The sequence below is a fragment of the Massilia sp. DWR3-1-1 genome, from assembly GCF_049898325.1.
GTDB lineage: Bacteria > Pseudomonadota > Gammaproteobacteria > Burkholderiales > Burkholderiaceae_D > JAFCUW01.
This window is the reverse complement of record NZ_JAFCXL010000004.1, coordinates 132,877-151,344: the sequence shown is the minus strand read 5'-3', so window position 1 is coordinate 151,344 and position 18,468 is coordinate 132,877. Positions and strand designations below refer to the sequence as shown.

Here is an 18,468-nt window from a genome sequence, read left to right as displayed (position 1 = left end):
CCTGGCCCGCCCATGAAACTGGCCCCCGTTCCGCGCGTGCTCGTGCGCCACTTCACACCGCCCGTTCTGGGCGGTGCGCCCCGCATCGTGGTGGGGCAGGTCGCCCGCTGGAAGGCGCTGCGAACCTGGACACCGGCCTACCTCAAATCCATTGCGGGAAACACGCGCGTGATGGTCCGCGAAACGCAGGGCGCGCCCTGCAATTTCTATCAAACCATGGGCGAAGGGGGGCGGACCACCCTGGCCAGTTACCTCGACTGGGTCCTTGAAACCGCCAATGGCCGCGCCGTGCAAGCCATTGCCGCGCGCGGCGGCGGCCCCGCCGACGTCGTGCGGGCGATCCGCGCCAGCGGCATCGCGTGGTCTTATTATCTCGACGTCAAGCTGGCGTGCCTGCCCGCCCACCTCGTGGCCGACATCGCGGCGCCGCACTGGTACGGGCGCGATCCCATCGACCGGATTTTCTGGTGCGGCGTGCTGGGCACCTCGTCCGGGCTGCACTTCGATTTACAGCCCAATTGCAACGTCCAGCTTGCTGGCAACAAGCATTTTGCCTTGTTCCCTCCCGCAATGGGGCGCGCCCTGTATCGCATCGGTGGCACCACGCATTGTCACTTCGACCCGAACCTGCCCGATTTCGAACGGTATCCGCTGGCACGCCATGTGCGGGGCATGCAATGCGTGCTCCAGCCGGGCGAGTCGCTGTATATTCCCGCCGGCTGGTTTCACCAGGTGACGATCGTCTCGCCATGGGCAACGAACGTCAATTTCTTCTGGCCCCGCCCCCTGCCCCAGGCCCTGTTCACCCCCCTCCTGTGGGGCCAGTTATTGCTGCGCGGGCGGGCGCGCGTCCACGTGTCGCTCAACAAGCTCAGGGAGCGCTTGCCATGAGGGACTTCGTGGCCGCCGGATTTTTCGTCCAGCGCACCCCCGCCCTGCCCTGGGACGAGGTGCAGCGCTGGTCGGCCGGCATCGGCGCGCAGCACCGTGGGGAGACAGATGGCGCCCTCGAGGCGCGCGTGCAGGCGGACGCGGCCCTGTTGCGGCAGCGCCTGCGCGAGGCCGTCAGGCGGCCCGCCATCGGCGCCGCGATCGGCCTGGCCTCGCCCGGCCTGCACCAGCGCCTGGGCGCCTGGCTCGATGGCGCCACCGATACGGCGGCACTCAAAATCGAGGCGGCGGTGCTGCGTTACTTCATGCGCATGTGCAGCCGCCCGACGCCCTTTGGCCTGTTTGCGGGTACCAGCCTGGGGCGCATCGGCGCCACCACGCATTTCGCCGTGCCCGGGCAGGCCGCGCACCAGCGCCGAAGCCGTCTCGACATGGGCCTGCTGGTCAGGCTGGCCCAGCGCTTGTCCGACGACCCAGCCGTGCAAGCGCAATTGCGCTTTACGGGGCCATCGATCGCTTACCGGGTCGACAACCGGCTGCGCTACTGCGAGGCACGCCCGGACCAGGACCTGATCGACTATCGCCTGGTCGATGTCACGCCGTCGCCGCCCTTGCAGGCCGCCTTGGCCGCGGCTGCCCGGGTCGAGGGCGGCGCAAGCATTGCTGACATTGCCGCCCACGTGGCCGCCGCCTGCGCGGTCGACGACGGCGCGGCGGCGGCCTATGTGCGCGAGTTGCTGGCGGCACGCCTGCTCTGTTCTCCGCTGGCGCCGTCGGCCACGGGCGCCGACCCGCTCGAGTGCCTGATGGGGCAATTGAACACGGTCAGCGCCGCCGCCGGCACGAGCACTGTGCTGGCCGCCGCCAGCGCGGCCCTGCGTCAGCTGGACCAGGACGGTGCGGGCGCGGCAGGCGCGGGCGCCGGACTGACCGGGCAACTGGCCGGCCAGCTGCGCGCGCTGGCAGGCACACCGGCGAGCGCGCCGCTGTTGCACGTCGATCTGATCAAGCCGGCGCCCGACCTGGTGCTGGGCGGCGCGCTGCTGGCGGACATCGAACGGGCTTGCGCCCTGCTGCTGCGGGTCGGCACCACGCCGGCCGACCCCCTGCACGCCTTCAAGCAGGCCTTCAGCCGACGCCACCAGGATCGGGCCATGCCACTGCTGGAGGTGCTCGACGCCGAACGGGGCATCGGCTTTGAATGGCACGGTGGCCGTGCTGACGGCGGTGCGCACGCTGGCCCGGCGGACACGGCGGCGCACACCACGGCGCCGGCACCGTGGGGCCCGCGCGACAAGGTTCTGTTGCGCATGCTGAGCGAGGCCTTGCGCGATGGCGCCACCAGCATCGAACTCGACGATGCCCTCATCACGGCGCTGACCGGCGACGACGACCCGGTTCGGCACCCGCTGCCCCCGGGCATGGCGGCCATCGTGACCATCGGCGCCACCGGGGCGACCGGCGCCACCGGCGCGACCGGCGCCATCGACGCCACCATGGCCCAAGCGGCGCCGGCCCCAGCCCAGGCCCCGTACCTGCTCCATCTCCAGCGCCTGACCGGGCCCTCGTCCTGCCGTTTGCTGGGCCGCTTCTGCGCGAGCGACCCGCAACTGGCCGCGCAACTGCGAAACACGCTGCGCATCGAGCAATCGCTTGCGCACGACAGCCTCCATGCCGAAATCTGCCACCTGCCCCATGCGGGCCTGGGCAATGTCATCTTCCGCCCCAGCCTGCGCCCGTACCAGATTGCCATCGGCGCCCATGCGGGGGGCGCCGGCGTCGACCAGATTGCCTTGTCGGACCTGCTGGTGTCCGTGCGCGACGGCCAGGTGTGCCTGCGCTCGGCAAGCCGGGGGCGGCCCGTGATCCCCCACCTCGATTGCGCCCATGCTTTCGACCGGGGCGGCATCGGCATCTATCGCTTCCTCGCTTGCGTGGCCACCCAAAATGTAGCGGCCGAGCGCCAGTTCTCCTGGGGCGCACTGGCTGGCGCGCCGTTTCTGCCGCGCGTGAGCCGTGGCAATACGATCCTGTCCCTGGCCCAGTGGCAGCCCGATGCCCGCCAGTTCAGATCGATGGCGACGCTGGCCTGCGGCGCCCGCTACGCGGCGATGCAGGCCCTGCGTGCCAGGCTCAGGCTGCCACGTTTTGTGGCGTTCATCGATGCCGACCGCACCCTCACGGTCGACCTCGACAACATCCTCGCCATCGACAGCTTGCTGCGCCTGTCGATGCAGGCCGAGGTGCTCACCCTGCGCGAGGTATTCCCGCCACCGGCGCAACTGGTCGCTGCGGGACCGGATGGCCATTTTTACCATGAGCTCATCGTCCCCTTCGTACGCACGCACGCGCCGGCCGACGCGGGGCCGGGCCGTGATATGCCCTCCGGCCCCGGACCACGGCCTGACGCGAGAAAGATGCCAGGCAGCGACTGGCTCTACCTGAAGCTCTACGGCGGCCCCATCGGGCTCGAACGCCTGCTGGCCCGCCACCTGCCGCCCTTGCTCGCGCAGATGCGTTCGACGCAGGCGATGGTGCGCTGCTTCTTTGTGCTGTACGCCGATCCCGACTGGCATGTGCGGCTGCGCTTTCAGGGGCCGCCCGCGCGCCTCTGGCACGAAGTGGCGCCTGCGCTGATGGCGTGCGTGGCCTCGGGAACGGTAGCGCTTGAGCGGATCGCGCTCGAGACCTACGATCCCGAAATCGAACGCTACGGCGGTGTCCGCGGCCAGCGCGCGGCCGAGCACATTTTCGAGGCCGACAGCGACGCGGCGCTGACCATCCTGGCCGGCGACGGGCGCGACCCACAGGCTCGCTGGCCGATCGCCTTGTTGAGCATGGCGATGCTGCTCGACGATTTCGGGCTGACGGCGCCTGACCGGCTGCCCCTGCTCGATCTGTGCGCCGCCGCCTGCCGTGCGCGCGATCGTCAGGCGCACGCGCATCACGCCCCCTGCTCGCCCCAGCGGCTGGCCGCCCAGTGCCGCGCCCTGCGCGACGAGGTGCGTACCCTGCTCACGGCGCCGCCGCCCCGCTATGCCCGCGCCCTCGCGGCCTTCCAGCGACGCTCGCAGGCGATCGTGCGCCCCGTGCGCCGGTACCAGTCGCTGGCGGCGGCGGGCGCACTGACCCAGCCACTGCACAGCATCATCGCGAGTATTTTGCACATGGGCGCGAACCGCCTGGGCGTCCCGTGGGGCGCTCACCCCGAAGCCTTGCTGCTGGAATTGCTGCGCCGCGCTTACAGGGAGCAGTCGATCGTGTCACCGACAGTGGCGACAGCAATCAGGGCGCCGTCGCCAGCAGCTCGACGCTGATGCGCATGTCGTGCGCTTCCAGCGCCGGACCGAACTGGTTGAAAATCGCCACCTGGGCGGCATCGTGGCCGTAGCCGAGGGTGACGCGGCCGCCGCGCGGCGCGTCCTGGGTGGCGTCGAAGGTGTACCAGCGGCCCCCCACGTAGGCTTCGAACCAGGCATGCAGGTCCATCGGCGCCAGCCCGTGCAGATAGCCCACCACCATGCGCGCCGGAATGCACAGGCTGCGGCACAGGGCGATGCCCAGGTGAGTCAAATCGCGGCAGACCCCTTCGCGCCGCTGGTTCACTTCGCTCGCCGCCATGTGGTTGTAGCCCGAGGCGGGATTGAAGCGCACCTCGCGCCGGATCCACGCGCAAATGGCAGCAACCTGGTCGTAGCCGGGCGCGACGCCACCGACGATGCTGCGCGACATCTCGATAAAGCGTTCAGAATCGCAATAACGGCTGGGCAAGAGGTAGGTCAGCACGCCATCGGGCAGGTTCTGCACCTCGTCGAAGGGCGCGCCGGGCGCCACGTCGATCATGTCGGCCGTTTGCACATCGGACGAGGTGTTGATGGAAAATTCGCCGGGCGGCGCGACGAAACGCTGGCACAGATTGCCATACGCGTCGGTGAACTCCTGCACCGGCACGCTGGGCGTGAGCGTGTAGGTCTCGCGCGCCACCCACTGCTGCGCACCGCTGCGCGGCCGCAGCATCAGGATGAACGGGGTGGGCTCCGGAACGGTAAATTCAAGCTTGCAAGCAGTACGCAGCCACATGGGCATTCACTTTCGCTATGGGGGTGCGCGCACCGTGAGGGCGCAGGAATTGCAATTTTATCATGACAACAAGACACCGGGCGCACGACCTGTGACGGTGCGTGCGCAAGCCGGTCCACGGCAGGTCAGGGTCGATGGTAGACCAGGTTAAATGTCAGATCAATTAACAGTTTCCTTGCGCTGGCAGGCAGATTGACCTATCGTTCGCTTCCACCAAGAACGCAGCCGCGCGCCATGCCGAACCCATTACTTGCCCACTATCTGGCCGCGCCGGACAGCTTCGATGAAATGCGCGATGCCCGGCAGGCGCCGCGCCCGCACTGGCGCGCCATGCTCGACAGCCTCGGCCAGGAAGGGCCGGACATGATGCGCCAGCGCTATGACATGGTGCGCCGCCAGGTGCGCGAAAACGGCGTGACCTACAATGTGGCGGCCGACTTCGATGCGCGCCAGCGGCCATGGGACCTGAACGTGCTCCCGCTGATCCTGCCCCACGAAGAGTGGCGCGCCATCGAGCGGGCCGTGATCCAGCGCGCCGGCCTGCTCAACACGATCCTGGCCGACGTCTACGGCAAGCAGCAGATGCTGGGCGAAGGCCTGCTGCCGCCGGCTTTGATTCACGGCAACCCCGGCTTCCTGCGCCCCTGCCACGACGTGCGCCACCATGACGGCATCGCCCTGCATTTCTATGCGGCCGACCTGGCGCGCGGCGCCGATGGCAACTGGACGGTGCTGGCCGACCGCACCCAGGCGCCGGCGGGCGCCGGCTATGCGCTGGAAAACCGCGCCATCATCTCGCCCACCTTCCCCGACCTGCTGCGCGAGCTGAAGGTGCTGCCGCTGAGCCCGTTTTTCCGCATCATGCACGACAGCCTGATGCACTGGGGCCGCCTGTGCGCCGCCGGCGGCGACGCCCCGGCGCCCCTGCGCGGGGGCGAAATGCCGCTGGCCGTGCTGCTCACGGCCGGACCGCGCACGGAAAGCTATTACGAACAGGCCTACCTGGCGCGCCACCTGGGCGTGCCGCTGGTCGAGGGCGGCGACCTGACCGTGCGCGAAGGCGTGGTCTATCTGAAGACCCTGGCCGGTCTGCAGCGGGTCCACGTGGTCATGCGCCGGGTCGACGACGACGCCAGCGATGGCCTCGAACTCAAGCACACCAGGCTGGGCGTGGCCGGGCTGACCCAGGCCGCCCGGCGCGGCAACGTGCTCATCGCCAATAGCCTGGGCGCGGGCCTGCTCGAGTCGAGCGCCCTGCTGGGTTATCTGCCGGCGCTGGCGCAGCGCCTGCTGGGAGCGCCCCTGCTGATGCCGTCGGTGGCCACCTGGTGGTGCGGTGAACCGGCCGCGCTGGAAACCGTGGTCGCCAACCTGGACCGGCTGGTCATCAAGCCCGCCTTTTCCCAGTTGCCGCAGGCGGCCGTGTTCGGCCAGGACCTGGCCGGTGCGGCGCGCGCGGCCCTGATCGCCACGCTGCGCGCCAACCCGGACCACTACATCGCCCAGGAACGGCTCAAGCTGTCGCAGGCGCCCGTGTGGCAGGACGGCGCCACCCCCGGCCTGCAGGCGCGCGCGGTGGGCCTGCGCGTGTTCGCCTGCGCCACCCCGCACGGCTACGTGGTGATGCCGGGCGGCCTGACGCGGGTAGCCACCGGGCCCGATGCGCGCGTACTGACCATGCAGATGGGCGGCGCCAGCAAGGACACCTGGGTGCAGGCGCATGCCCGGGTGGCGCTGCCGCATCCGCAAAAGCGCAGCATCACCAGCGCCGACCTGGTGCGCGAGGACAGCAATCTGTCGAGCCGGGTGGCGGAAAACCTGCTGTGGTTCGGCCGCCATGCCGAACGCTGCGACAACACCGGCCGCCTGCTGCGGGTCGCCCTCACGTTCCTGTTCAACGTCCGCTTCGACCAACGGGGCGCCGAATGGCCCACCGTGCTCGCCCTGTGCACCCGCTTTCACCTGATCGACCACCACCAGGGGCACGGCCCGGCCGCCCCGGACTCCGCCCTGAGCGACGCCGCCATCGAAGCGGCCCTGCTGCTGGCGGTGGTATCGCCCGCCGTCCACGGGCTGGCGCGCCAGCAGCGCCAGTTGCACCGGGTCGCCAGCCAGCTCCACGAGCGCTTTTCGGTGGACAACTGGCGCGCCCTGAACCGCATGGTGCAGCCCGCCGTCGAGCCCGGCGCGCAGCCGTCGCAGTCGGACATCATGACCATTCTCGATGACGCCGCCGCCGCCTTGATGATGCTGTCCGGCTTCGCGCTCGATGGCATGACGCGCGACCTGGGCTGGCGTTTCATGTCGATCGGCCGCCGCCTCGAGCGGCTGCAGTTCCAGAGCATCGTGCTGCAGCGCGCGCTGGCGATGGACGGCGACGGCAGCCTCGACTGGCTGCTGGAACTGTCCGACAGCATCATCACCTACCGCGCCCGCTACCGCGCGCAGCCGGAATGGCTGCCCGTGCTGGACCTGCTGCTGCTCGACGGCACCAATCCCCGCTCGATCCTGTTCCAGGTCGACGGCATCCTGGGCGCGCTGCGCAAGATTGCGCAGACCCATGGCGCCTGTGGCGAACACCTGCTGGCGCCCTTGCGCGACGAGCTGGCGGCGCTCTCGCCCGACCGCGACTTCAACGGCGGCAATGCGACGCTGGCCGCGCTGCTGGGCCGCATCGGCCATGCCAGCGGCGCCCTGTCCGAGCAGATCAGCGTGCAGTTTTTCAGCTACACGGACCCTGCCGACAACGGCCGCCGCCGGACCCGCCGCGCATGAGCGCGCCCCCCCTGTCCGCCGCGTCCGGCGCACCCGTCTGCGCGCGCTACCGCGTGGTCCACGAAACGCACTATCACTACCAGAGCAAGGTCACGTTGTCGCAGCAGTACCTGCACATGACGCCGCGTCCGTTTGCATTCCAGCAGACGCAGTCGCACCTGATCCGGCTCGAGCCCGCCATCGACGAGGGCCGCGACGGCGTCGATTTCTTCGGCAACCCGACCCGCCACGTGGCCCTGACCGTGCCGCACGCCCACCTGCTCGTGCATGCCGCCTCGACGGTGCTGCTGCGCGCGCGGCCCACGCTGGCGCAGATCGCCCGCGACAGCAACACGCTGCCGTGGGAAAGCGTGCGTGCCCTGATCGCCAGCGACAGGAGCGCCGCCACGCTCGAAGCATGCCGCTACCTGTACGCCTCGCCCCACGTGGCCTGGTTCGCCGAACTCGAGGCGTACGCGCGCCTGAGTTTCACGCCAGGCCGGCCGCAGCTCGACGCCGCGCTCGACCTGGGCCAGCGCATCTTCGCCGACTTTCAGTTCGATCCCCGGGCGACCGACATTTCGACGCCGCTCGAACAGGTGCTGCGGGGCCGGCGCGGCGTCTGCCAGGACTTTGCCCACCTGATGATCGGCTGCCTGCGCGCGCTGGGCCTGCCGGCGCGCTACATGAGCGGCTACATCCTGACCCACCCGCCGGCGGGCCAGCCGCGCCTGATCGGCGCCGACGCCTCGCACGCCTGGGTGGCGCTGTATTGCCCCACGCTGGGCTGGATCGATATCGATCCCACCAACCGCACCCTGGTCCAGCACGAACACATCACGCTGGGCTGGGGACGCGATTTCAGCGACGTCACGCCGATGCGCGGCATCGTGCTGGGCGGTGGCCAGCAGCGCCTCGAGGTGCAGGTGACGGTGACGCCGCTGGCGCTGTAAGGCGCGGGGCGACGGGCGCCGGCGACTGGCGCCGGCCACTGGCGATGACGGGCGATGCCACTTTCGGTTCCGCGAAAAATGGCGCTGTTTGCGACATCTCAAGGTTGCGTGTATCGGCAACCGTGCGGCTCGCGGCGCGATCTAGACTTGTCTTTACATTAAATCAAAGGCAGGTCGGGCACAGCAAACCATCGCCCGCGGCCGGTGGAGGCCCCCATGCACTACGCCAGCAGTGTCGGCGCGCAGCTGCAGCAGTCGTATCGGCTGCGGGTACTGCGCATCAGCCTCAACACGCACGACAGCGCGCCGCTCGCCGTTTTTTCCCTGTCCCTGTTCACCTCGCTGCACCAGCGCGAGGACGTGGCGCTGCTGACGGCAACCCTGCCTGAGCTGGGCTTTGCGCCCGATGTGGCCGGGCGTGGGCGCTTGCCGCAGGCATTCACGCTGCCGCCACGCATCGTGCGGGCCCTGAAAAGCTGGCTGTGCCGTGGCGCGGACGCCGCGCAGCCGCTGTGGCTGCGCTTTGACGCCCCGACCGGCTTGCTGGCCGCCGTCGCATGGGAGCAGCTGTTGCAGCCGCCCTTGCAAGTGCCGGTGGTGCGCCTGCCCTACCAGGCCCTGTGCCCGCACATCCCGGCACGCGGCCGCGATGTCGTCATCTGCCTGAGCGGCGCGCCCGGCGCGCCCGGGGCACCCGACGGCGGCGCATGGATCGAGCAACTGCTTGCCCAGCTACCGGCCGATCTGCCGGAGGCACCCACCTTCCACCTGTTTGCCGACGCCCCCCTGCAGACCCGCCTGCTAGCGCTCAAACAGCAGTTCGCCGGGCGCATTGCCATGAAGCTCTACCGTCCGCGGCGCCAGGCCCGTGGCCGCGCGGTGGGGGCCAACGGCGCGTTGCAGTGGATCGCCCGGGAGATGACCACGTGCCAGCAATCGAGCGTCGATGTCGTGCACTTTGTGTGCCAGGGGGAACGCAGCGCCGATCAGGGGCGGCTGGTGCTGAGCGCCGAACCGTGGTCGAAAACGGGCACGGCCGCGCGCGCGGTGCTCTCAGCGGAAAAAATCGTCAGTTTCCTCAACGACGTGGGCGCCTGGGCGGTGGGATTGAGCGCCGTCGGCAGGGGCACCGGCGCGGCCAGCATGCGCCTGCTGCAGGCCCAGATCGCCATGCTCCGGCCGGGGCCCGTGTTCGTCCACGACCTCAAGGCCGATGACGGCAAGAGCGTCGACAGCGCCTACCGCTTCCTGTTCGCGCCAACGCACCCGGCGCCGGCCAGCGCCGCATTGTCACTGTGCTGCCATCCGATCCTCCTCGCAGAGGCCGACACCGATGCGGCGAGCCATACCCAGCTGACCAGTTTCACCCTGGCAGACAAGCTTGCCGACCTTTACCAGGCGAGCGCGCCGCCGGCCTGGCTCGTCTCCGCCCAGCGGCAACTGGAGATGCTGGCAGGCGAACTCGCCCACGAGAACGACCCGGTCCTCGTCGATGGCCAGCAAAGCGCGCGCGATGTGCTGTTCGCCGCCGTCGATGACTATTTCCATGGCGTGCTGCCGGCAGCGGCGCTGCAAGGAGGGCATCATGCCTCGCGTCGTCATCGGCATTGAAACAAGTTATGACGGCAAGCGGGACCAGCTTTACCTGCTCGAGCCCACTTCGCACGAAGGTGAAAGAACGCTGGACATCAACGCCATGCTGCTCGAAGCGATCAGCCGCATCGAACTGGACATCGAGAACGCCGACTCGGCCAATCCTGCGCACAATGCACAGAGCATGGAGGCGCTGGGCAAGGCCGTGTACGAAGTGCTCCGTACCCATCCCGTCATTGACAGCGAGGCCGCCGACCACTTCACGATTCACAATCCGACCCTGTCTCCGCTGTATTTTTTCCTCAACACGGACAAGGCGCGCCTGCTCGACATTCCCTGGGAAGCCATCCATGCCCCGGACGCCGGCTTTCTCGCCCAATCGCGCAATTATGCAGTGGCCCGCGCCATCAAGCTCGAAGGGTACGTCGAACCCTGGCTGTTCCGCCCCCCCCTGCGCGTGATGGCGGTGCTGGGCGTGAACACGGGCAAGCAGAACAAGACCTCGGCCCTGGGCCAGTACAAGGCCTTGCGCGAAGCGCTCGCGCACAGCGAGCTGGCAGTGCGCTTGCACGTGCTGTCGTGCGAACCACGCCTGGTCGCACGGATCCGGCGCGACGGGCGCAGCATGCCCGAGGACCAGCAGATCGAGGCAGAATTCTTGCGCAGCGCGAAGACCTTGCGGAAAAGCATGGAGACGTTCCAGCCCCACATCCTGCATTTCTTTTGTCACGGCAAGGCGGACGAACAGCCGGCGATCCAGATCGCGACGCAATTGAGCTGGACCAGTGGCATCCACACCGAAGACATCATGGTCGGCGCCGGCGACATCAAGCAGTTCGGCGCCACCGACGACAGTCTGCTGCTGGTCACGCTGGCCTGCTGCGAAGGTGCGTCGCAGGGCTCAGGCAGCACGGCATTGTCGATGAGTCTGGCACAGCAGCTCGTCAGCGTGGGCGTGCCCGCGGTGGTGGGCATGCGCAAGCCCATCCTGACGGGCCTGGCCGACACCTTCAGCGAACTGTTCTACCAGGAACTTTTAAAGGAGCTCACTGCCTGCGTCGCGAGCGCCAATGGCCACGCTGACGGGGGCGCCGAGGTCCATCTGGCATGCGCCTTGCACGCGCTGCGCCGTTCACTGTTCAATCACGGTCAGGCGTCGCCCAGCCTGCAGTGGACCATGCCTGTGCTGTACACGCGCCTGGCGCCATTCAGGATCAAGGTCGATATGGGCGAAGCGCAAAGCCGCGCGATGCTGGCGCAGGAGCGCGCGCTGGCCCGCACCGAGCACCTCCTGAAAAAGGCGCCGCGGCGCATGATCGCGCCCATTCAACGGGCCCGCGCAACGCTCGACGCGCGTCTGAAATCACAACAGCGAGGACAAGCCAATGGCAAGCGCAACAATTCGCGGCCCGATTGAAGTGAACGCATTTGACGGCAAGGGCACCTTCGCTGGCCACTTGTCGGACACGATCCTCGAGTGGGCGCTGGCCAATGAACCTGCGCGCGTGCGGACCTGGCTCAAAGCGCCGCCCGACGCCGATCCCCGCAATTGGGCGGACCCCCGCAATGGCTGGGGCCTTGTGCTGCCAGCGCCGGCGGGCCCGACGCTGCCGACGCTGCCGGCACCGCTGGCCGAACTGCTGGCAAGGCGCAGCGAGGCCATGGGCACGCCGGCTCCCGTGCTGCACTATGACCCGGGCCCGGAGCACCTGGGATGCCTGTTGCGCGATGGCGAGCCGCTGCCCGTTAGCCAGTCGTTGTACGGCACGCAAGCCGGGGCGGTGCCCCGATACCTGCTCATTTGCGCCGGCCCCGAACAGATCCCGTGGCAGGTGCAATATGCGCTCAATGTCAGCGGGCGCTGCGTCGGCCGTTTGCCGTTGGCGGGAAGCGGCCTCGAGAACTACGTGCGGGCCCTGCTCGATGACTGGCGTGGATCGGCCGCCGATCCGCATGCGGCGCTGGTCTGGGCGGCGCAGAACGGGCCGCTCGACATCACCACACTGCTGCGCCGCTCGATCGCCGAACCGGTCGTCGCCAGGCTGCGCAACGACGACGAACTGCGTGACGGCCTGTGCTATCTCGATGGCAGTGTGCACGATGGCGCCACTGCGGCCAGCCTGGCCTGCGAACTGGCCGCGCGCAAGCCGGGGTTCGTGCTCACCACCAGCCACGGCATGGCGGGGCCGCTCGACGATGTGGCGCAGATGCAGTCGCAACTGGGCTTTCTGGTGGGCAGCGGGGGGCAGTTGGTGGGCCCCGAACTGCTCCGGGACTGGCAGCCCGACGGGGCCATCTGGTACGCCCATGCCTGCTGCTCGGCCGGCAGCGACAGCACGAGCACTTTCGATGCCCTGTTCGAAGCAGCATCGCCGATGCATCAATTGTTGCGCGGCGTCGCCCGATGCGGGGCGCGGGTGGCGCCGCTGCCGCTGGCACTGCTGGGCGCGGCCAAGCCGCTGCGGGCCTTCATCGGCCACGTCGAGCCGACCTTCAACTGGACGCTCATGCACAAGCAAACGGCGCGCTTTACCACTGCCCCGCTGACGCAGGCGCTGTACGGCAAATTATTCCAGCCGCTGCCGCTGGGGCACGCGCTCGAAGCGCTGTTCGCCCCGGTCGCGGGGCTGTACGCCGCCTACGACCGCGCCAGGGACCGGGCCAGCGCGGCCGACATGTTGTACCGCCTGCTGGTCGTGCGCGACTTGCAGGGCACGGTCATTCTCGGCGACCCCACCGTGGCGCTTCCCCTGTAGCGCCCCTGCCACTGCCGCGCGGGCACGATCGTGGCGTGCGCCGTGGCGCCCGAGCGACTCCACCGCTGTGCCCGCAAGTGGCGAAATTCGCCGTGCCGCCCGCGAAAAAAGCATGCTAACGTCGAGCAACATTACAAGACTGGCAGCAGGCCCGGGTGCAAGCACGTCGCGCGTACCGGGCGCACTGCACCAACCGCAGTCGCTGCACCAGCCTGCTGGCGCAGCAAGCGGTGCCGCCCTGCGACGCCCAGGCAGACCCGGCAGCTGCGCCCGCCGCTGGCGGCCGGCTCAGGAGCACCGGTGACGCCAGGCAAGCGCGCACGTTTGCGCCTTAGCGCCTATCCCAGTAGACTGGAGTCGCTGCTGCCACACCTGGCAAGCGGGGGCGGGCCGTCATGCATGACTTGCCTCGTCGTTGCATGGCTTGCCATGCCGCCTCCTCGCGCCTAGCCCGCGCTTGCCTGTCATCGCCAACGCGCATGTCGCCTACGCGCATGTCGCCTACGCGCATGTAGCCTACGCGCATGTCGCCTACGCGCATGTCGCCATCCGCTTCCTCCCCTCTGCTGAGATAGATTCTAAAGCGCACAACTGGGTCAGCCTGCGCCTGTCCACCCACGGCGGCCTGTATGCATGGGAATTTGAAAAGGACGGCCACGCCCTCGATGTGCGCGTGCAAGGCCAGCTCACCTTCAACAGCAGCCGGCCCATGCTGCGCGCCGCCCTGGCCGGCTTTGGCATCGCCTTCGTTCCCGAAGACCTGGTCGAAGCGCACGTGGCCGCGGGGCGCCTGCAGCGGGTGCTGGCCGACTGGACCGCCACCTTCCCCGGCTACCACCTGTATTACGCCAGCCGCCGGCAATCGTCACCCGCGCTTGGTCTGCTCATCGAGGCCCTGCGCTACCGACCCGGGCCAGCCGGGCCGGGCTGAAGCACCCGCCACCGATGCGGGCGCGTGGCTGGCACACTTACCCGGCCGCCTCTGTGCGCGCCTTGTGCAGTTTTTTGTAACTGTCGATCAGGCGCTGGTGCCGGTCGAGGCCCTCGAGTGCCATGCTGGTGGGCGTCAGGCCGAAGAAGCGCACGCTGCCGTCCACCGAGCCCAGCGCGGCGTCGATGCGCGCGTCGCCGTACATGCGGCGAAAATTGACCACGTAATCGTCAAGGTCGAGTTCGTCGTCGAGCACCACTTCGAGCACCACGTTCAAGGCTTGATAGAACAGTTTGCGCTCGACCGTGTTGTCGTTGTACTGCAGGAAGGCGCCCACCAGCTCGTGCGCCTCGTCGAAGTGTTGCAGGGCCAGCTGTATCAGCAGGCGCAACTCGAGCACGGTCAGTTGGCCCCAGTCGGTGTTGTCGTCGAACTCAATACCGATCAGGCTGGCAATGTCGGAATACTCGTCGAGCTCATTGTTGTCCAGGCGCTCGAGCAGGTCTTCCAGGCTGGCATCGTCGAGGCGGTGCAAGTTCAGGATGTCGGCACGGAACAGCAGCGACTTGTTGGTGTTGTCCCAGACCAGGTCTTCCACCGGGTACACCTCCGAGTAGCCGGGCACCAGGATGCGGCAGGCGACGGCGCCCAGCTGGTCGTAGACGGCCATGTAGACTTCCTTGCCCATCGCTTCGAGCATGCCCAGCAGGATGGCCGCTTCCTCGGCGTTGGAATTGTCACCCTGGCCCGTAAAATCCCACTCGACGAAGGCGATGTCGGTCCTGGCGCTGAAAAAGCGCCACGACACGACGCCGCTCGAATCGATGAAGTGCTCGACAAAATTGTACGGCTCGGTGACCGCTTCGCTGGCGAAGGTGGGCTGCGGCAAATCGTTGAGGCCCTCGAAACTGCGGCCCTGCAGCAATTCCGTCAGGCTGCGCTCGAGCGCCACCTCGAAGCTGGGGTGGGCGCCGAACGAGGCAAACACCCCGCCCGTCTTCGGATTCATCAAGGTCACGCACATGACGGGATAGGTGCCGCCCAGCGAGGCATCTTTGACCAGCACGGGAAAGCCCTGCGCTTCCAGCGCCTCGATGCCGGCCACGATGCGCGGGTACTTGGCCAGCACGGCCGGCGGCACGTCGGGCAGCGTCATTTCTCCTTCGAGTATTTCGCGCTTGACGGCCCGCTCGAAAATCTCGGACAGGCACTGGACCTGGGCTTCGGCCAGCGTATTGCCAGCGCTCATGCCGTTGCTGGCGTAGAGGTTTTCAATCAGGTTGGACGGAAAATACACCACCTCGCCGTCCGACTGGCGCACGTAGGGCAGCGAGACGATGCCGCGCGCCGCGTTGCCGGAATTGGTGTCGACCAGGTGCGAAGCGCGCAGTTCGCCATCGGGATCGTAGATGTCCAGGCAGGCGGCGTCGAGAATGCCGGCCGGCAGCGCATCGTCGGGGCCCGGCTGGAACCAGCGCTCCTCGGGGTAGTGGACGAAGGGGGCGTTGGCGATGTCTTCGCCCCAGAACGCGCCCGCATAAAAATGGTTGCAATTGAGACGCTCGATGTACTCGCCCAAGGCCGAGGCCAGCGCGCTTTCCTTGCTCGCGCCCTTGCCGTTGGTGAAACACATGGGCGAATGGGCGTCGCGGATGTGCAGCGACCAGACATTCGGCACGATATTGCGCCACGAGGCGATCTCGATCTTGACGCCCCAGCTGGCCAGCATGGCCGACATATTGGCGATGGTGTGTTCCAGTGGCAAATCCTTGCCGGCGATATAGGTGGCCGCCCCGGCCGCCGGCGCCATCGTCAGCAGCGCCTGGGCGTCGGCATCGAGGTCGGCCACTTCTTCGATCACGAATTCAGGGCCGGCCTGCACCACTTTTTTCACGGTGCAACGGTCGATCGACCGCAGAATGCCCAGGCGGTCCTTGTCGGATATATCCGCAGGCAACTCGACCTGGATCTTGAAAATTTGCTGGTAGCGGTTTTCCGGATCGACGATATTATTTTGCGACAGGCGGATATTTTCGGTGGAAATATTGCGCGTATCGCAATACAACTTCACGAAGTAGGCGGCGCACAGGGCCGACGAGGCCAGAAAATAATCGAACGGCCCGGGCGCCGAGCCGTCGCCCTTGTAGCGGATGGGCTGGTCGGCCACCACCGTGAAGTCATCGAACTTCGCTTCCAGGCGTAGCTTGTCGAGAAAGTTGACCTTGATTTCCATGAGAACAATCCAATTGAGTGCGTAAATGATCCAGCCGCTATTATCCCTTGTTTCAGCCAGGCAGCATGGACGCACTGAAAGGGGCAAGGACCCGGAGGGCGGGCGACGGCATCGGCATCGGCCGTGCGACGCGCCGATGCGTCCCACGGCAAGCTCTAACGGGACTGAGCCGGCGCCGACGACGGGGAGCGGCCGGGTCGAACAAGCACAGAGACCGCCGGCAGGAAGGCGCCCGGGATCGGGGCATGGCCTTGCGTGGACTCAGCCAGCGCGCTTGTCGCGCAGCCACGCCAGCATGGTCTCGTACACTTCGGCACGGCTGAGCAGGTCGAGATGGTGCACGCCGAAGGCAATCGACTGGCGCGCCTTGGGAAAGGCCAGCGTGCGCGCGGGGTCGCTGTGGCGCCCCAGGGCCGTGTCGAGCGGAATCAGGCCGTCGCCCAGCAGGCGGTCGCGCAGGTCGCCCGTGCGGCGCCCCGTGGTGCCGGCGATCGTGTAACAGCGCACGCCCCGCGGCAAGGGCAACTTGCGGCGCAGGTCGCCGCTGTGTTCGAAGCGTCCGCGACCTTGCCAGTCCTCGTCGAGCAGGTTGCCGTAGCGCAGATCGGTGATGCCGGCGCTGCGCATTTCGCCCAGGCGCGCGAACGGCGCCGTCAGCGCGCTGCGTCCCAGCACGGCGCCCAGCCAGTTGCCGTGGCGCTCCAGCGGCGCGCCGTGGTGTGGCGTGCCAAGAAAGATCATGTGCTGCAGCAGCGGCAGCCAGCCGTGGTGCGCCTGCCGGCCGTAGTAGCAGGCGCTGCGCGCCACCAGCCCGCCCATGCTGTGGCCGATGATGGCCAGCGATTCGACGGGCACGGGCCACTGCGCCACCAGCACCTCGAGCAGGCCGGCCAGTTCGCGCCCGTTCACGGAGATATGGCGGCCGCTGTTGTAGTGCAGGTAGAGCGCGGTGTAGCCGAGCGCGCGGCCCAGCGCGGCGCCGTGATCGTGGCCGGCGCGCCGCCACTGCAGGTCGCTGCGGCACAGCCCGTGCACGAGGATCAGCAACTTGCTGCCGGGCGACGCAATGGCCCTGGCCAGCGCCGCCGTCTCGAGCACCAGCGGCTGGCCGTGAAGGCGCAGGCGCATCGGGATCGCCAGCCCGTTGTCCAGCCGTTCGAGCAGATCGCCGAACAGGCCGTTCAGGGCGGCCAGCACGGCATCCCGCTCGGTGCTCGACAGGCGCGCCGACGAGATGTCGGCGCCCGGCGCCAGGCCGCGCCCGGCCAGCAGCAGCACCGCCCGCGCACGCCGGTACCAAGGGGCGCCCGCGGCGGCGCCCGCGGCGGCACCGGCAAGGTCGTCGTGCCCACTGCCGGACCTGCCCGCCAGGGCTCGCAGGTGCAGCGATTCGATCTTGTCGATGCCTGCCCCCAGCGCCAGCAGCAGCAGGTGGCCTGCCGCGCGCAGGTCGGCCGCATGCAAGTGCTGCCCGGCCGGCTCGGCCGGCTCATTCACCGAGTTCTTGCCGCGCCCGTTCGACATCGAGTCGTTCCATCGCATCGCGGGGCGTCATCGCGGCGGCCTCGCGGACCAGGGCACGCGCGGCGTCCGCCCGCGCCGCGCCGCCAACCATGCGCAGCGCACGGGCGTATTCGACGCGGGCGATGGCCGAGTGCCGGTTCAGGCGCAGCGCCGTGTCGAAATGATCGATCGCCTGCGCGCGACTGGCGCCGTAGCTGATCCCGCCCAGCACGGCGCCCACCTTGTCGATGATTTCGGCGTGATAGACACCGAGTGCGATGTGGGCATCGGCGTGGCGTGGCGCCAGTTTCAGCGTTCGCTCGAGACTGGCCTTGACCTTGCCGCCGATCCCTTGCGCCAGCGCCGTGACGACCGAGATGTCCTGCGAATAGCGCCCCAGCGCGTAGGCATGCCAGTAAAACCCGGCGGCGCAATCGGGCTGCTGGCGCTGTTGTTGGACGCAGCGCTCCGCCACGTCCTGCAGGCGCGCGCGGCGCGCCGCCGCATCCGCGTCGAGGTAGATGGCGTGCATGCAGGTGGCCTTGTGAGCGACCGCGTAGCCGTCGATGCCCAGGTGCAGTCCCGCGCGGGCGGCCAACTCGAAGCGGCCGGCGTGAAAGTCAATCCAGGCATTGACCAGCACGGGCCGCGCGGGCCATGCTTCGACGTCGCCGGCGTGCAGGCCGGGCCAGGCCTGCCGCAGCGAGCCCGCCGTGTAGTCGAACGCGGGTTCGGGATAGGGAAATTTTTTCCACGTCATGGCGAAGACCCAGG

12 protein-coding genes are annotated in these 18,468 nt (G+C 68.4%); 8 read left to right on the top strand and 4 right to left on the bottom strand.

Annotated elements, in window-relative coordinates; translation table 11 throughout:
* The first annotated feature begins 12 nt into the window (after positions 1-12).
* Positions 13-891, top strand: coding sequence for a cupin-like domain-containing protein (locus ACP7EY_RS06020; protein WP_426191486.1), 879 nt, complete (start codon positions 13-15; stop codon positions 889-891).
* Positions 888-4,208: a lantibiotic dehydratase gene (locus ACP7EY_RS06015; RefSeq protein ID WP_426191484.1), complete on the top strand. Its 3,321-nt coding sequence runs from the start codon at positions 888-890 to the stop codon at positions 4,206-4,208. Before ACP7EY_RS06020 ends, ACP7EY_RS06015 begins: the two co-directional genes overlap by 4 nt.
* Here the strand turns inward: ACP7EY_RS06015 and ACP7EY_RS06010 are convergent.
* The gene (locus ACP7EY_RS06010) at positions 4,177-4,971 is read right to left on the bottom strand and encodes a transglutaminase domain-containing protein (protein WP_426191482.1); all 795 of its coding nucleotides are present in this window, start codon (positions 4,969-4,971) and stop codon (positions 4,177-4,179) included. The two genes, ACP7EY_RS06015 and ACP7EY_RS06010, sit on opposite strands and share 32 nt — an antisense overlap.
* 234 nt (positions 4,972-5,205) lie before the next feature.
* Here ACP7EY_RS06010 and ACP7EY_RS06005 point away from each other — a divergent pair, with 234 nt between their 5' ends.
* The 6 genes from ACP7EY_RS06005 to ACP7EY_RS05980 all read left to right on the top strand — a co-directional run bounded on the left by ACP7EY_RS06005 (position 5,206) and on the right by ACP7EY_RS05980 (position 13,958).
* Positions 5,206-7,746, top strand: a complete 2,541-nt coding sequence (locus tag ACP7EY_RS06005) for a circularly permuted type 2 ATP-grasp protein (protein WP_426191480.1) — start codon at positions 5,206-5,208, stop codon at positions 7,744-7,746.
* Positions 7,743-8,678: a transglutaminase family protein gene (locus ACP7EY_RS06000; RefSeq protein ID WP_426191478.1), complete on the top strand. Its 936-nt coding sequence runs from the start codon at positions 7,743-7,745 to the stop codon at positions 8,676-8,678. Before ACP7EY_RS06005 ends, ACP7EY_RS06000 begins: the two co-directional genes overlap by 4 nt.
* Positions 8,679-8,894: 216 nt before the next feature.
* Positions 8,895-10,289 carry a hypothetical protein gene (locus ACP7EY_RS05995; protein WP_426191476.1) on the top strand — a complete coding sequence of 465 codons (1,395 nt, stop codon included), beginning with the start codon at positions 8,895-8,897 and terminating at the stop codon, positions 10,287-10,289.
* Positions 10,264-11,688, top strand: a complete 1,425-nt coding sequence (locus ACP7EY_RS05990; protein WP_426191474.1) for a CHAT domain-containing protein — start codon at positions 10,264-10,266, stop codon at positions 11,686-11,688. Before ACP7EY_RS05995 ends, ACP7EY_RS05990 begins: the two co-directional genes overlap by 26 nt.
* Complete coding sequence (locus ACP7EY_RS05985) at positions 11,657-13,027, top strand: hypothetical protein (protein WP_426191687.1); 1,371 nt, start codon at positions 11,657-11,659, stop codon at positions 13,025-13,027. Before ACP7EY_RS05990 ends, ACP7EY_RS05985 begins: the two co-directional genes overlap by 32 nt.
* A gap of 457 nt (positions 13,028-13,484) precedes the next feature.
* Positions 13,485-13,958: a LysR substrate-binding domain-containing protein gene (locus tag ACP7EY_RS05980; protein ID WP_426191472.1), complete on the top strand. Its 474-nt coding sequence runs from the start codon at positions 13,485-13,487 to the stop codon at positions 13,956-13,958.
* Between the two features lie 37 nt (positions 13,959-13,995).
* Here the strand turns inward: ACP7EY_RS05980 and ACP7EY_RS05975 are convergent, their stop codons facing one another.
* The 3 genes from ACP7EY_RS05975 to ACP7EY_RS05965 form a co-directional block, all read right to left on the bottom strand.
* Positions 13,996-16,191 carry an OsmC domain/YcaO domain-containing protein gene (locus ACP7EY_RS05975; protein WP_426191470.1) on the bottom strand — a complete coding sequence of 732 codons (2,196 nt, stop codon included), beginning with the start codon at positions 16,189-16,191 and terminating at the stop codon, positions 13,996-13,998.
* 261 nt (positions 16,192-16,452) lie between these two features.
* Positions 16,453-17,715 (bottom strand): esterase/lipase family protein, encoded by a 1,263-nt coding sequence (locus ACP7EY_RS05970; protein ID WP_426191468.1) that lies wholly within the window; start codon positions 17,713-17,715, stop codon positions 16,453-16,455.
* Complete coding sequence (locus tag ACP7EY_RS05965; protein ID WP_426191466.1) at positions 17,681-18,454, bottom strand: hypothetical protein; 774 nt, start codon at positions 18,452-18,454, stop codon at positions 17,681-17,683. Before ACP7EY_RS05965 ends, ACP7EY_RS05970 begins: the two co-directional genes overlap by 35 nt.
* Positions 18,455-18,468: the final 14 nt, after the last annotated feature.